This is a genomic window from Flavobacterium eburneipallidum, from assembly GCF_027111355.2.
GTDB classification, from domain to species: domain Bacteria; phylum Bacteroidota; class Bacteroidia; order Flavobacteriales; family Flavobacteriaceae; genus Flavobacterium; species Flavobacterium eburneipallidum.
In genome coordinates, this window is the sequence record NZ_CP114291.2 from 1,409,889 (window position 1) to 1,424,470 (window position 14,582).

Genomic DNA, 14,582 nt, shown 5'->3' on the forward strand with positions numbered 1-14,582 from the left:
TTAGTTAAGTGAATTTTCGTCTTTTTCAGCTCGGTTTAATATGTTTTCTGGAAGTGCTTTTTTGGCTTTGGCTCCCATTTTTTTCAATTTTTCGACACTTACAATCAAGTTTCCTTTTCCATCCACGAGTTTGTTCATAGCCAAACCATATTCTACTTTGCTTTCGTCAATTTTCTTTCCAATTTTGATTAAATCGGCAATAAAACCTTCAAACTTATCATATAAAGCACCAGCCTGACGAGCAATTTCAAAGGCATTTTCCTGCTGTTTTTGGTTTGCCCACATACTGTCAATCGTGCGCAAAGTTGCCAATAGAGTAGAAGGTGTTACAATGACAATATTTTTCTCGAAAGCCTTGTTGTATAATGCCGTGTCTTCGTTTAACGCCAAGGCGAAAGCAGGTTCCATCGGAATAAAAAGCAAAACAAAATCAGGGCTTTCTATTTGGTATAAATCGTGATAGTTTTTATCGCCCAATTGTTCTACGTGACGTTTGATAGAATGAACGTGTTCTTTTAAAAAACCATTTTTTAGACTATCGTCTTCTTCGTTGATGTATTTTTCATAAGCGGTTAGGGAAACTTTCGAATCGACAATCATTTTTTTTCCGTCGGGAAGATTGATAACAACATCGGGAAAAACACGACTTCCCTCGGTTGTGGTGTGGGATTGTTGTACAAAATATTCTCTGTCTTTTTCCAATCCTGATTTTTCTAAAACGCGTTCTAGAATTAATTCGCCCCAGTTTCCTTGCATTTTGCTATCGCCTTTCAAGGCTTTGGTCAAATTCAGCGTTTCTTTACTCATTTGCAAATTCATTTCACGCAAACCTAGAATTTGTTGGCGTAAAGCAGCATGATAATCAATGCTTTCTTTGTGAGTATCTTCGACTTTCTTTTCGAACAATTGAATTTTATCTTGCAAAGGCGACAAGATATTTTTCATGTTTTCTTTATTCTGCTCTGTAAATTTATTCGATTTTTCGTCTAATATTTTATTAGCTAAATTCTCAAATTCTTTGGTAAATTTTTCTTGAAGTTTTTCTACTTCTTCCTTTTGTTCTTTGTTGCGTTCCCAAAGATTGTCAAAATCAACTTCTTTTTTAGAAAGTTGAATGGCAAGACTGTCTTTCTCATTTCGGATGTTTTCTTTTTCAGAATTGGCTAATTCCAATTGTTTTTCGAAAGCAGTTTTATCGAGTAAAAATTGTTCTTTTTGTTGGTCGAATTGGTTGTTCAGTGCAATTAATTTTTGTTCCAGACTTATTTTTTCGGATTGAAAACGAGCTGAAAAAATAAGCTTTCCAATGAAAATTCCAATGGCGAGCGCAACAATAAAAAGCAATAAAAACGAAAGCATATTTGACATAAAAAGTAAGGTTTTTGTAGAAAGTAAAAGTAAGGAATTATATCAAGTTAAAATTGTATCAGAAGATAATTTGAAAAATGTATTTTTGCCTTTCAATTAAAACCAATGTCAGAACACCGCCATTTCATCCTTCACAAACCTTACGGGTATTTAAGTCAATTTATTTATGAGTTGAAACGCAAGAAAAAACTTTTGGGTGAATTACACGATTTTCCCGCAGGAACAATGGCTATTGGTCGCCTAGACGAAGACTCCGAAGGCTTACTTTTGTTGACTACGGACGGAAAAATGAGTGAAATTGTCCGAAGTAAAAAAGTCGATAAAGAATATTATGTTCAAGTCGATGGAATTATTACGCAAGAAGCCATTGATGAAATGAAAAATGGAGTGGAAATAGGCTTTGATGGAGGAAAATACAAAACCAAAAAATGCGAAGCACGACTCGTTACTGAAATTCCTAATTTTGGTCCAAGAGGAAAAAAAATAAGAGACGAGCGTCACGGACCCACTTCTTGGGCTTCAATAATTGTTAATGAAGGAAAGTTTCGTCAGGTTCGAAAAATGACGGCAGCTGTAGGTTTTCCAACATTACGATTGGTGCGAGTTCGCATTGGAAGCGTATATTTGAATGATTTAAAAGCGGGTGAAGTGAAAGAAGTAGATGCTTTTGAAGTTTGATATATTTTAATTACTTTTGAGTAAACTTTGTTGCTATGACCATTATTATAAATAAAAATACAACTAAAAAAGAATTTGTAAAATTACTTGCTTCCATGGAAAAAAGTAAAAAATCAAATGGTGTCGATTTATCTAAACATTGTGGTGTTTTGAAATTAAAAAAAGATGCTTTACAAATTCAAAAAGAGATGAGAAATGAATGGGAATAGCATAGTTTTAGATACTAATATTGTGCTATATTTACTAAATGGCGATGATGAATTAGTGACTATTTTAAACCAAATGCAATTGTATGTTTCTGTAATCACCGAAATTGAATTGCTTGCTTATCAAGAAATTTCTATTCAAGATAAAGCCAAAATAAAATATTTTTTATCTGAATGCATAATTGTTCCTTTGAATGATGAAATAAAGAATATTTGCATTGCTATAAAACAAACTTCAAAAGTTAAAACCCCTGACGCTATAGTTGCAGCAACTTCTATTCACAATAAAATTCCATTAATTACTTCTGATAAAGGATTTGAAAAAAATCAAAATTTAGATTTATTTTTATACAAAGCTTAATGTTAAACATCGTTTTAGTAGAACCTGAAATCCCCAACAATACTGGAAACATTGGTCGATTGTGCGTGGGTACCGAAAGCCGTTTGCACCTTGTTCATCCCTTTGGGTTTGTGATTAATGATAAAAACTTGAAACGTTCTGGACTCGATTATTGGGTACATTTGGATGTAACCGAATATCAAAATGTAGAAGAATGGATTAGTCAAATTCCAGATAAATCCAGAGTTTTCTTAATGAGTTCCCACGCTTCAACATCCATTTATGAAGCCGAATTTCAAGATGGAGATTGGTTAGTTTTTGGTAAAGAAAGCGTTGGTTTAAGCCAAGAAGTTTTGTCTCAATTCGATAATCATTTGACTATTCCAATGTCGAATTTAATTCGAAGTTATAATATTGCGAATTCGGTAGCTTTTGTGGTTGGCGAAGCGAAGAGGCAGATTTCAGTAGGCAGGTAGCAGTGTTCAGTATTCTAAACTTCGTGAACCTTGTGCCTCCTTTGTGAACTTTGTGGTTAAGATATCACAAATTTCCCTTTTTCGCTATCAAAAACAATATGTTCATCTTTGAACAAAGTATTGAAACTTCCTTTTAGAATCAAATTACAAGGCTGATCTTGTATTGTATCTTCGGGAGTCATAATAATCATTTCGTCGCTCAATTGTATCGCCATATCAATATCGTGAGTAGAAAATAGAATGCACTTTCCTGTTTCTTGAGTGAGTTTTTTTAGGAGTTTAAAAAGCACTACTTTGTGTAATAAATCCAAGTGGGTGGTGGGTTCGTCTAAAATTATCAAAGGCGTATCTTGTGCCAAAGCTCTTGCAATTAATACGATTTGTAATTGTCCATCACTAATTTCAAAATGTCTTTTGGATACCAAATGTTGGATTTGAGTCAGCGCGATTGCTTGGTTGATTTTTGCAATATCGTTGTCGGTTAGCGTTCCAATCCAGTTGGTGTAAGGTTGTCTTCCTAAAGCGATAAGTTCCCAAACCGTTAGGTTGCTTGGAGGTAATTTTTCGGTCAGAACTACACTTAAATTTTGTGCTAAAGTCAATGGATTTAATTCGTGGATATTCTTTTGATTTAGAGAAACTGTTCCTGCTAAAGGTTTCTGAATTCCAGTAATGGTTCTTAAAAGAGTAGATTTTCCAATACCATTGGCGCCAATTAGAGCAATTAGTTTTCCTTCTTGTAAATTCAGGTTTAGATTTTCGGCAATGGTTATTATCGAGCTTTTAGCTTTGTAACCAATGCATAAATTTGAAGTGGAAAGGATATTTTTAATCATAATTTTAAAATTTTAAACGCATAGAAACATAGTTTTTTGGAATCTATAAAAGAGTTTATAGTTGAAACACGTTTCAAACATAGAGAAAGAGTTTACTTTTCAGGTAAATTTTTAAAATATTCGTTTACAAAAGTTTTTTGCCCTTCTTTAAAAATATTGAAACAATTAAAATTAATTAAAATCCCTTTAGGTGCTTTCAATAGTTTCATATAAGTTAATAGTTGAGCTTCAAATATAGGATTTGGTTGGATTACAGATTTTAATTCTACAACTAAACAATTTTCAATGAATAAATCACATTTGAAATCTAATTTTAGTTCTTTGGTTTTATATACTAAAGGAACTTTCATTTCTGTAGAAAAGTTTATTTTTCTTTGTGTTAGTTCTTCTTTAATACACTGGTGATAGACACTTTCGAGTAAACCTCTACCCATTATTTTATGTACTTCAATCGCAGAACCAATGACTTCATAAGTTAATTCATCTAAATATTTTTGTGTTATCATAGTAGTTTTTTTTAATTTAAACGCATAGAGTCATAGAAAATAGATTGATAGAAGATTTTTTTTAAAGACTATGTATTCTAAAAAAAAGTGAAACGTCTTTTGATATTTACAAAAAACTATGTCTCTATGCGTTTAAAAAAAAATTAATTCATCATTTTACGTTTTCGAAGTAACAACCAAATTACGATTGGCGCACCAAACATGGAAGTTACCGCATTAATTGGTAAGGTAATATCAGTTCCCGGAAGTTGTGAAATGCTGTCGCAAATCAACATAATTATAGCGCCCAAAAGTAAAGTACTCCAAAATAAAATAGTGTGATTACTGGTTTGAAAAAGTAATTTAGCAATATGTGGAACTGCCAATCCAATAAAGGCAATTGGACCCGCAAAAGCCGTAATACTTCCAGTTAAAATACTGGTGGCTAAAATGATAATTAATCGTGTTTTTTTGTAATTCATCCCCATACTTCGAGCGTAGTTTTCGCCAAGTAACAAAGCATTTAAAGGTTTGATGTTTAATAAGCTTAAAAACAAACCAATACCGATACAAACGGATAAAATGACAATCGATGACCAAGACAAATTTCCTAGATTTCCCAAGGACCAAAAAGTGAATTTTTGCAATTGTTCAGCAGTGCTGAAATAGGTAAGTGTTCCCACAATGGCGTTGGTCAAACTACCAAACATCAAACCAACAATAAGAATTGCCATGGTGTTGCGTAAACTTTGCGAAACAGACAAAACAGCTAATAAAACCAAGAAACTCCCCAAACTGGAAGCCAAGATAATTCCATAAGACGAAAGTAAAAATGAAGCCAAAACCGAAGGTAAAAAAACCGCTCCTAAAATAACCGTTGCCACTCCTAAACTGGCTCCAGAACTCAATCCTAAAACGTCTGGTCCAGCCAATGGATTTCGGAATAAGGTTTGCATTAATAATCCGCTAATAGCCAATCCCATTCCAACAAGAATGGCTGCAATAGCTTTGGGCAATCTATAATTGACGATGATATAATCCCAAGTTTCTTTGCAGGAGTTTCCACCAGTAAGGCTGTTGAAAACGTCTTTCATTGGAATAGAAACCGACCCCAAACTGATATTCAATACCAATAGTAATAGCAATGACACTGTCAATAGGGAGAATAAGATGGTATTTCGGTTTTTGTTTGGCAAGTTGGGATTTGTTAGTGTTGTCGTCTGTTCGAGTGTTTTATTAAAAAATGCGATAGCTTTTTTTAATAAAATGTATCGAGAACTCAACTATTATAGGCTTCTCGATACAATTTTTAACATTAAAGCTGTCGCATTAATGTTAAAAATCACTCGAAGTGACTAGCGAATTTGTTATTTTTCTATTGTATTAATTACTATCATTCCAATTTCTGCAAGAAAAATAATTTATGATTCGGTAACAATTCTGGATGAAAAATCTTGATTAAATCTTTCAAAACCCAGTCGGGGCGAGTAGGCGACCATTCGAAATAAAGAATTCCGCCTTTTTCACCTTTGTTTAAGCTATACGAATATACTTTTTTATTTTTAAATGAAGCAAATTGATTGTAATGCGGATTGCTATCACTCATTTCTTTTAAGGACGAAAAATCACCAGGAGCAATCCAGAAATCGGCATTTTGTGCTTTTTCTAGGATATTTTCAAATGAGATTGCCAAGCTTCCAGTTCCTCTCGTATCGGCCCATAAGTATTGGGATTTAGCATCTTTCAAAAACAAGGCAGCCCAACTTTCGCCTTGTGGAACGTACCATTGTTCTTGATACATTGCGCCGCTCAAAACGGTTGGTTTGGTGGTTGCTTTTTGGACTAAAGCCAAAGTCGTTTTGTATTCCTTTTCAATTTCCGAAAATATAGTATTTGCCTTGGAATCTAACCCATATAAAGCACCAAAAAACTTAATCCATTCTGCTTTTCCTAATGGAGATTGCTCTGTCCAATCACCGTTGAGCATTACTTTCAACCCACTTTTTTGAAGATTATCCAAAGTAGGATTGCTGTTGTTCAACCCAAAACTGACAATCAAATCGGGATTTATATCGATTAAAACTTCGGTGTTGAGGTTTTCATTAACACCTACTTGTCTCACTTTTCCAGCGTCAATTCGTTTTCTGGTTTTTTCCGAAGAAATGTAATCGGTGTTAGGAAAACCTATCAAAGTATTTTCGACACCCAATAATTCCAACGCTGGAATATGTGTGGTTGAGGTAACCACAATCGATTTTAAAGGAATTGGAATAACGGTAAATTGCTTCAAACTATCGGGAATAATTCCGTTTTTTTCTTGGAGAATATAGGTAAAATTTTCTTTGGCTTCAGGCCAAGGACTTGTGATTTTTATGATCGAAAAACCGTTGTGTTTATAGATTTCAAAACCTTTAGCATATTGAACTAAATTATTGGAAATCTCTGTTTTAGTTTTGGAATTACTGTCGTTTTGCTTGCATCCAATAATGGAAATTAGAAATAAAAATAGACTGATTCGAAGAAGAATAGATTTCATAAAAAGGTTTTTGAAAAAGAGACGCAAAGGTATATCTATTCCTTTTTAAAAATCAATTTTATTTTTTTATCCAAATGTTAGAACTACATTTGCATCCGAATTAAGGTTGTGTTTTACTTTTTGAGAAAACACATTAAAAGGGAATCAGGTGGAGATTGCAGATTTCAGAATTTAGAATTCAGATTGTAAAAAATCTAATATCTAAAATCAGAATTCTAAAATCCTAAATCCTGAGCTGTTCCCGCAACTGTAAGCTATAAAGCTTGTTGTTATCTACAAAACCACTGTTTAGAAGTGGGAAGTTAGAAGTTAGAAGTTAGAAGTGAAACACTTCGTACTTCGCACTTCTAACCTCTAACTTCGAATGGGAAGGTCAACAACAAGACGCAAGCCAGGAGACCTGCCTTTTTTCATAACGAATATCGAACTTTCGGGAAAAAAGGTTCAGAAATTATGACTTTAAAAAAACATTTTGCTTTTTGCTTGCTATTGCTGTGCCAGATTATTTGGGCGCAACAGGATACTATTGTTTCGCTGAAGGAAGTTTTGATTTCCGATGCTCAACTGAATAAATTTTCCAATTCGCAGTCTGTTCTACAATTGACGGATTCGGTTATTGCCAACAATAAAACTTCATTAACCACTTTATTGAATTACAATTCGGTTATTTATTTCAAAGAAAATGGTCTCGGAATGGTTTCTTCGCCTTCTTTTAGAGGAACAACTGCTTCGCAAACTGCTGTAATTTGGAACGGAATCAATATCAATTCGCAATTGAATGGTCAAACTGATTTTAATACCATTTCTGCCCAAGATTTTAATTCGGTTGCAATCCGAGCGGGTGGTGGAAGCGCCATTTACGGTAGCAGTGCCATTGGTGGCAGCATTCATTTGAATTCTGATTTGAGTTTTGCAAATAAGTTTGACAATAGATTACAACTGAATTATGGCAGTTTCAATACGCTCGGTTTGAACTATAAAATGCAAATAGGAACAGAAAAATTCAGTTCTCAAGCTAGTATTTCCCGCAATAGTTCGGATAACGATTATGCCTATTTGAATACCAATAAAAAGAACGAAAACGGACAGTTTTATAACACCAGTTTGAATGTGAATTTGGGTTATAAATTGGATGCCAAAAATGTTTTGAAATTCTACAGTTATTTATTTGATGGCGAAAGGCATTTTTCAGGAACCCTTGCAGCACCGTCAAAAAGCAAGTATGTTGATTTGAATACTCGAAATTTAGTAGAGTGGATGGGGAATTACAACCATTTTACATCCAAGTTGAAAATGGCTTTTTTAACTGAAAAATATAAGTATTTTGAAAACGCAACCACTTCTATTTTTACTTATGGAGAAGCAAAAACAGCAACTGCCAAATATGATTTGTCGTATAAAATCAATTCGAATATAGAATTAAATTCGGTTTTGGATTATACCCAAACCAAAGGAAATGGTAGTGATATTGTTGAAGATACAAGGAAAATTGGTTCAGGAGTTTTACTTTTAAAACATCGACCTTTTGCTAAATTTCTTTATGAAATAGCAGTTCGAAAAGAAATAACCAATATTTATAAATGTCCCGTTTTATTTTCGGTTGGGACGAATTATACTCCGTTTTCTTTTTATCAATTGAAATTGAATGCTTCTAGAAATTTTAGAATTCCAACCTTCAACGATTTGTATTGGAAAGGAAGTGGTAACCCTGATTTGAAGCCCGAAAGTTCGTATCAGGCAGAAATTGGACACGTCTTTAAGTTCAAAAAAACTACTTTTTCGCTTACGAATTATTACATAAAAATTCAGGATTTATTGCAATGGTCACCTGGTGTTGATGGCAATTGGAGACCCAATAATGTGGGTAAAGTAGCCACTTATGGTGCAGAGATTTTGTTGAATCATGCCCAAAAAATAGGCAAACATCAATTTGATTTGACGGCAACTTATGCTTATACCGTTTCTGAAGACGAACTCAAAAAGAAACAATTGATTTATGTTCCTTATCATAAATTCACGGCTTCGTTGGGGTATTCCTTTGAAAAATTTGCGGCACATTGTCAGTATTTGTATAACGGAGAGGTATTTACTTCCTCTGATAATTATTATTCACTGGATGATTATTTGGTTTCGAATGTTGGAATCGACTATCAATTCGGGAAAAAGAAATTCCTACAATTGGGTTTTGATGTTCTCAATGTTTTTAACGAAAGTTATGAAAATGTGAGTGTTAGACCTATGCCGGGAAGGAATTACACGATAAATTTAACCTTTAATTTTTAATAAAATGAAATTCAGTAGATTACTAGTAGTAGCTTTAATAAGCTCGATTTTTTTTGTTTCTTGTACCGATGATAATGACGATAATGGAATTCCGTTAGGGAGTTATGATAATGGAGTTTTGATTTTGAATCAAGGCGGTTATGGTAAAGGAAACGCTTCGGTTTCGTATTTGTCTGATGATTTTGTTACGCAACAAAATAATATTTTTTCGATAGTCAATCCAACTATTACTCTAGGAGATGTTGGTCAGGATATTGGGTTTTATCAAGATTTGGCTTTCATTGTTTTGAATGTTTCCAACAAAATTGAAGTGGTAAACCGTTACACGATGGAGCATGTTGCTACAATTGCAACAGGATTGGACAATCCGAGATACATTACTTTTTCTAACGGAAAAGGCTTTGTTACTAATTGGGGCGATGGCGGAAGTACTACAGACGATTATGTTGCGGTTTTGAACCTTTCAACTTATGCTGTTACAACAAAAATTCCTGTAGCCGAAGGGCCAGAAAGAATTGTTGAAAACAACAATAAATTATATGTTGCTCATATTGGTGGATGGGGTTATGGTAAAACCATTTCGGTAATCAATGCTGCCAATAATACCTTGTCAACTACAATTACTGTTGGCGATGTTCCTAATTCGTTAGAAATAAATAATGGTTCATTGTACGTTATTTGTGGAGGAAACCCAAGTTATTCGGGGTCAGAAACTGCGGGAAGTTTGGTTAAAGTAAACTTATCTAACAACACGGTTGCTAGCACAATAAATTTTGCAGCAAAGACACATCCCTCTAATTTGGATGTTGTAAATTCAAATATTTTCTATACTGTAGGTTCCGATATTTATAAATCGACTGTATCTGCTACCACTTTGCCTAGCACTGCTTTGTTTTCAACTACTGCACAAGGAGTTTATGGTGTATATAGTTTTGCTGTAAAAAACGATAAAATTTATGTTGGTGATGCTGGAAATTATAGTTCTAATGGTAAAGTTTATGTTTATTCAGCTGCAGGAACTTTAGAAAACCAGTACACAGTAGGTGTTATTCCTGCTGGATTTTATTTTAATTAAGTTAGTTTAGTTAATTCAAAAAAACCGTCTCAAAACTTAATTTGAGACGGTTTTTTTGTTTTTATTTTTGCGTCCCCACCAGATGTAAAATCCTGTTATGGGAAGGCTAGCAATCAATAAACTGATGAGGAAAGCAAATATTTTCCCTGGCAAACCCAATACAGCTCCAGTATGTAAGTCGTAATTCATACGCATTAATTTATCTGATACAGCAGCATTTTTATATTTGCCAAACAGGTGATTGACTTCTTTTTCTTCTAACGAATATTGGTCAAAATAGCGGTAATCGGTTTTCCAATAAGTGCCTTCTTCGGGATTGGCATTTGCGGCTATGGATGTACTGTCGTTTTCAGGAGGATGCACTTCAATGGATTTGGCATGAGGATATTCTTTTTGCATCAAAGTCCAAACTTTATCAACAGGTTTTTCTATGCTTGATTTGTTTTTTCCAGAAACAGGATCTTCATAAACCAATGATTTTTCGCCTCCAATAACAGTATAGTAAGAATAAGCAAACCATTGGAAACCCCAAACCAAACCTGTAATGGCAAAAATAAGCGCAATCAAAAACACATAAAAACCAGTGATGTTGTGCAAGTCATAATTTTTTCTCTTCCATTTCGTTCCTTTTTTCCATTGGAAAGAAAAGCGCTGTTTAGTAGCGTTTTTATTTCTCGGATACCAAAGAATTAAACCTGAAATCAAAAGTACAAGAAATATCAAAGTTGCCGATGCCACTACAATTTGACCTATATCGTGAGGCAACCAAAGATAGAAATGCCCATCAAGTATAAACCTAAAAAAGCCTTCTTCCATATTGGCTTTTTCTAATACTTTTCCCGAATACGGATTGAGATAAACGATATAATAATAAGTGGGTTCATAATGATAAAAAATAGCCTCTGCCGATTTTTCGGCTCCGTTGTATTTTATGGCATGAAGCGCTTTTTTTGGAAATTCTTTTTGGGCAATTGCTTCCAATTGAGACGGTAGCAGAAAAGGCTTGTCTTCTTTTTCGACAAAGCGATATTCTTCGGTAATGTTTTGAATTTCTTCCTGAAAGGCATACAAACAACCCGTAACGGCAATAATAAAAACAATAATTCCCGAAGATAATCCGATCCACAAATGTATTTTCCCTATTGCTTTTTTTAAATTAGTATTCATAGATATGAATTTTATTATTGGTCTTTTATTAAACATACAAAACTCCCCACCGAAATGAGGAGCCTCAACTAAACAAAATTAACTACAATTCTGAAACTAAATTTTATAGGTTATTCCAGCCACTAAACTTCTTGGTCTTTGAGGGGTAATTGTTGACCAACCAGAATAGTATTTTTCATTTAAAAGGTTATTCACTTTAAGCGAGAGGTTAAATTTAGTACTGTTGTATGAAACTACAGAATTCAATACGGTATAACTAGGTAATGCGAACGTACCGATATTAGAACGGTTTAATGTTTTGTATTCGCTGGCATAATTTCCTCCAAATCCAATTCCAAATCCTTTAAGGCTTCCTGATGTGAAGTTGTAATTTGCCCATAAGTTGATTAACGTTTCAGGACCTGCTTCTTCAGGTCTTAAACCTAAATATCCTGCATTAGGGGTTTCTTTTGTAACCTCACTTTTGTTGTTACTGAAACCAGCTATGATGTTTAATCCTTTGGCAGGATTTGCTGTAACACTAACTTCAAAACCTCTACTAAATACTGAACCACCTTGGATAGAATTATTAATATTATTTGGGTCTGTCATTAATTTGTCCTTCACATCAATATCGTAATAACTTATAGTTGCCGAAATGATGTCTTTGTATAAATTGGTTTTTAATCCAATTTCAAACTGATTAGCATGTTCTGGATCAAATGATTTCAAACGAGGATTACTTCCATTAACATCAGCAACTTGTTGAGGCATAATGTTAGTAAAACCATTCATATAGTTACTAAATACCGAAACTTTATTTGGAATCAATTGATAAACTAAACCAAATTTTGGAGAAACAGATGTTTGATCATTTGATTCACCACCAGCTATAGACTTAAAATTGTCAATTCTTAAACTCACCATTGCCGAAAAACGATCCGTAATGTTAAGCACATCCGATGCGTAGGCGCTAATAACTTCTGATTCAGCAGTAGTGTTTCCTGTGAAAGTACCTTTTAATAAATCATCAATTCCTGCTTGAGTCAAATCACTTGGGAGTGTTGGATCATTTGGATGAGTGTCAGTTTGATTTACTAATGAAATGGTTCCTCCATTTACCCATCCTGAACTGCCACTTTGAATGTCGGATTTAAAATAATCTACACCAACGACCAATCTATTTCTTAAACTTCCAATTTTGAAATCGCCAATAAAGTTTTGTTGGATGTCAGTCGTATTAGTTTGACCATTTCCTTTTGAAATAAATCTTGTAAAATGATCACTATCTCCAGAATCCCAAAGATAAGAGTAGTAGCCAAAGGTTTTAGTATGGCTTCTGGATAAAACCGTTTGCGATGTCCATTGGTCTGATAATTTGTAAAACATTTGCGTTTGCATATTAAACGAAGGATTACTCATTACCAAATCATTAGAGTTGTATGATTTCTTATAGTTTTGCTCGAACAAATCCATAGAATTGAAAGAAAGCGGAACGTATCTATTCAAAAAAATCATTGGTGCATTTACTGAATTTTTGCTACTGATTTCAGTGTTTACTAAAAATGAAAGTCGATTATTTACTTTATAACTCAACGATGGAGCAAAGAAAAATGATTTACTAAATCCAGAATCTTGGAATGAATTCTCATTTTGATAAGCAGTATTAAATCGAACCGCAATGTCTTTGTTTATTGGAGTATTAACATCAGCAGTGATTCTATCTAATCCGTAAGTTCCAGAAGTATAATTTATTTCGCCACCAAAAGAGCTGTATGGTTTTTTTGTAACAATGTTAATCAAACCTCCATAAGAAATTAAACTACTGCCAAAAAGTGTTCCAGATGGTCCTTTTATCACTTCAATATTATCAATATTGATGGGGTCAGTAGAAGTATTGGTAACAGCAGGCAAACCATTAACCATCGTTGGTTGCACGGCAAAACCTCTCATACTATAATATTCGGCTCCATCGCCACCACGGCCTGTCGATTCCCAAAGTCGAGTAATTCCGGTAGCATTTTTTAAGGCATCGTTTAAATTGGTAACCACTTGCTCCTTCAATAATTCTGCGGTAACCGTATTGTAAACTTGTGGGTTTTCAATATTATTCAAAGGCATTTTAGAAACCGTAGTACTTTTTTCTCTTTTGTACTTGTATTTATTATTGATTTCTATTTCTTTCAATTGGCTCACGCTGTCTTTTTTGATTTCTTGACCGAAAGAAGTCATCGAAAATAACATTGCTGTAGATAGTAAAATTACATTTTTCATTTTTATTTAGATTTATTAAAAATAACAATGCAAATGTAAAAACTAATTTTATTTGAGCAAATTTATTTAGAATAAATAAAAATAAATTTTTAACGCCATTTTAACTTATTGTTTTTAGGGGTTTTATAAAAAAAAATCCTGCCTTGTGAAAAGCAGGATTCATAATCTTAATCAAAAAAATAGAAATTTATTGTGTTTTTTTCATCGAATAGCGTGTTGAATTTGGTTTTTCTTGTTCGATTCCAGTAATCTCAATTAGCAAATGATCTTTGGCAAAAGGCTTGTAAACAATTTTTTTTGGATACTCATTTTTTGGATTTTCAAAAACCAATACTTTCTCTTCAGAAGTATTTTGCTTGAAAATAATCGGTTTATTGTTGTTTTGCCCTGTGATTGTCGAAATATAAATCAGGTTTTCACCCATTTGTTTCAATTGCATTTTCTCCGAATGCAAGGTGTCTTTTGCTTTGATGAAATAACTTTCGCCAATAAAAACGCTGTCATTTACCTTCGTCCAAGTTTCTAATAAATTACCATCGGGCGATTTGTTTTCCCATTTTCCTATTAACCAATCGGTGTCAATAATCTTGGAAACTTCTTTTGATTTGTTACAAGAAGTTATGGATAATACTATAATGAGGGAAAGAATTATTTTTTTCATAAAAAGCGTGATTGATTGCTGGTGTTTCAAAATTAAGGAAAAGATTGCGAATATGGTTATTCAGTAATTCAAATAGTTATATTGGAGTACTTTTTATTCTTGCTATTTGTCACGCTGGAAGCGTCTCGATTATGTTGCTCACTTGTGTTGAGAAGCTTCCAGCGTGACAAATGGAGTAGAAGGTTGGAGTGATAAAGCAATTGTAATTGGTACAAATT

Annotated in this window: 14 protein-coding genes and 1 riboswitch; of the genes, 6 read left to right on the top strand and 8 right to left on the bottom strand. The window is 33.6% G+C overall.

The genetic code is table 11. From position 1 onward, the window contains the following. On the bottom strand, positions 1-1,368 hold the full coding sequence (locus tag OZP15_RS05850; protein ID WP_281337257.1) for a DNA recombination protein RmuC: 1,368 nt from the start codon (positions 1,366-1,368) through the stop codon (positions 1-3). A gap of 105 nt (positions 1,369-1,473) precedes the next feature. On the opposite strand from OZP15_RS05850, the gene OZP15_RS05855 reads away from it, so the two are divergent. From OZP15_RS05855 to OZP15_RS05870, 4 genes are read left to right on the top strand one after another with little or no spacing between them, the layout of a single operon-like run. Continuing rightward, on the top strand, positions 1,474-2,046 hold the full coding sequence (locus tag OZP15_RS05855) for a pseudouridine synthase (protein WP_281337258.1): 573 nt from the start codon (positions 1,474-1,476) through the stop codon (positions 2,044-2,046). Positions 2,047-2,081: 35 nt separating this feature from the next. Then, positions 2,082-2,255, top strand: a complete 174-nt coding sequence (locus tag OZP15_RS05860) for a hypothetical protein (RefSeq protein WP_269227541.1) — start codon at positions 2,082-2,084, stop codon at positions 2,253-2,255. Beyond that, positions 2,242-2,613, top strand: a complete 372-nt coding sequence (locus tag OZP15_RS05865) for a type II toxin-antitoxin system VapC family toxin (protein ID WP_281337259.1) — start codon at positions 2,242-2,244, stop codon at positions 2,611-2,613. The genes OZP15_RS05860 and OZP15_RS05865 overlap by 14 nt, the downstream gene beginning before the upstream one ends. After that, the gene (locus tag OZP15_RS05870; RefSeq protein ID WP_269227543.1) at positions 2,613-3,068 is read left to right on the top strand and encodes a tRNA (cytidine(34)-2'-O)-methyltransferase; all 456 of its coding nucleotides are present in this window, start codon (positions 2,613-2,615) and stop codon (positions 3,066-3,068) included. The genes OZP15_RS05865 and OZP15_RS05870 overlap by 1 nt, the downstream gene beginning before the upstream one ends. 56 nt (positions 3,069-3,124) lie before the next feature. Here the strand turns inward: OZP15_RS05870 and OZP15_RS05875 are convergent, their stop codons facing one another. The 4 genes from OZP15_RS05875 to OZP15_RS05890 all read right to left on the bottom strand — a co-directional run bounded on the left by OZP15_RS05875 (position 3,125) and on the right by OZP15_RS05890 (position 6,925). Beyond that, entirely contained in the window at positions 3,125-3,904 is a 780-nt protein-coding gene (locus OZP15_RS05875; RefSeq protein ID WP_269227544.1) for an ABC transporter ATP-binding protein, read from the bottom strand. Between the two features lie 92 nt (positions 3,905-3,996). Then, positions 3,997-4,410, bottom strand: coding sequence for a GxxExxY protein (locus tag OZP15_RS05880; RefSeq protein ID WP_269227545.1), 414 nt, complete (start codon positions 4,408-4,410; stop codon positions 3,997-3,999). Between the two features lie 143 nt (positions 4,411-4,553). Then, positions 4,554-5,585: an iron ABC transporter permease gene (locus OZP15_RS05885; RefSeq protein ID WP_281337260.1), complete on the bottom strand. Its 1,032-nt coding sequence runs from the start codon at positions 5,583-5,585 to the stop codon at positions 4,554-4,556. A gap of 197 nt (positions 5,586-5,782) precedes the next feature. After that, positions 5,783-6,925, bottom strand: a complete 1,143-nt coding sequence (locus OZP15_RS05890) for an ABC transporter substrate-binding protein (protein WP_281337261.1) — start codon at positions 6,923-6,925, stop codon at positions 5,783-5,785. Positions 6,926-7,011: 86 nt separating this feature from the next. Continuing rightward, a riboswitch (cobalamin riboswitch) is annotated at positions 7,012-7,347 on the top strand. A 31-nt stretch (positions 7,348-7,378) separates the two neighbouring features. Here OZP15_RS05890 and OZP15_RS05895 point away from each other — a divergent pair. Next, positions 7,379-9,208 carry a TonB-dependent receptor plug domain-containing protein gene (locus tag OZP15_RS05895; protein WP_269227546.1) on the top strand — a complete coding sequence of 610 codons (1,830 nt, stop codon included), beginning with the start codon at positions 7,379-7,381 and terminating at the stop codon, positions 9,206-9,208. A gap of 4 nt (positions 9,209-9,212) precedes the next feature. Next, complete coding sequence (locus tag OZP15_RS05900; RefSeq protein ID WP_281337262.1) at positions 9,213-10,283, top strand: YncE family protein; 1,071 nt, start codon at positions 9,213-9,215, stop codon at positions 10,281-10,283. A gap of 36 nt (positions 10,284-10,319) precedes the next feature. Here OZP15_RS05900 and OZP15_RS05905 read toward each other — a convergent pair whose 3' ends face one another. The 3 genes from OZP15_RS05905 to OZP15_RS05915 form a co-directional block, all read right to left on the bottom strand. Next, positions 10,320-11,450 (bottom strand): PepSY-associated TM helix domain-containing protein, encoded by a 1,131-nt coding sequence (locus OZP15_RS05905; RefSeq protein ID WP_281337263.1) that lies wholly within the window; start codon positions 11,448-11,450, stop codon positions 10,320-10,322. A gap of 96 nt (positions 11,451-11,546) precedes the next feature. Then, positions 11,547-13,703 carry a TonB-dependent siderophore receptor gene (locus OZP15_RS05910; protein ID WP_269227550.1) on the bottom strand — a complete coding sequence of 719 codons (2,157 nt, stop codon included), beginning with the start codon at positions 13,701-13,703 and terminating at the stop codon, positions 11,547-11,549. Positions 13,704-13,890: 187 nt separating this feature from the next. Next, complete coding sequence (locus OZP15_RS05915; RefSeq protein ID WP_281337264.1) at positions 13,891-14,364, bottom strand: DUF6265 family protein; 474 nt, start codon at positions 14,362-14,364, stop codon at positions 13,891-13,893. Between the last annotated feature and the right edge of the window lie 218 nt (positions 14,365-14,582).

Coding starts and splice junctions, on each gene's coding strand:
- OZP15_RS05860 (WP_269227541.1), top strand. CDS start 2,082: ATGACCATTATTATAAATAAAAATACAACTAAAAAAGAATTTGTAAAA.
- OZP15_RS05870 (WP_269227543.1), top strand. CDS start 2,613: ATGTTAAACATCGTTTTAGTAGAACCTGAAATCCCCAACAATACTGGA.
- OZP15_RS05905 (WP_281337263.1), bottom strand. CDS start 11,450: ATGAATACTAATTTAAAAAAAGCAATAGGGAAAATACATTTGTGGATC.
- OZP15_RS05865 (WP_281337259.1), top strand. CDS start 2,242: ATGAATGGGAATAGCATAGTTTTAGATACTAATATTGTGCTATATTTA.
- OZP15_RS05855 (WP_281337258.1), top strand. CDS start 1,474: ATGTCAGAACACCGCCATTTCATCCTTCACAAACCTTACGGGTATTTA.
- OZP15_RS05875 (WP_269227544.1), bottom strand. CDS start 3,904: ATGATTAAAAATATCCTTTCCACTTCAAATTTATGCATTGGTTACAAA.
- OZP15_RS05880 (WP_269227545.1), bottom strand. CDS start 4,410: ATGATAACACAAAAATATTTAGATGAATTAACTTATGAAGTCATTGGT.
- OZP15_RS05915 (WP_281337264.1), bottom strand. CDS start 14,364: ATGAAAAAAATAATTCTTTCCCTCATTATAGTATTATCCATAACTTCT.
- OZP15_RS05890 (WP_281337261.1), bottom strand. CDS start 6,925: ATGAAATCTATTCTTCTTCGAATCAGTCTATTTTTATTTCTAATTTCC.
- OZP15_RS05910 (WP_269227550.1), bottom strand. CDS start 13,703: ATGAAAAATGTAATTTTACTATCTACAGCAATGTTATTTTCGATGACT.
- OZP15_RS05900 (WP_281337262.1), top strand. CDS start 9,213: ATGAAATTCAGTAGATTACTAGTAGTAGCTTTAATAAGCTCGATTTTT.
- OZP15_RS05850 (WP_281337257.1), bottom strand. CDS start 1,368: ATGTCAAATATGCTTTCGTTTTTATTGCTTTTTATTGTTGCGCTCGCC.
- OZP15_RS05895 (WP_269227546.1), top strand. CDS start 7,379: ATGACTTTAAAAAAACATTTTGCTTTTTGCTTGCTATTGCTGTGCCAG.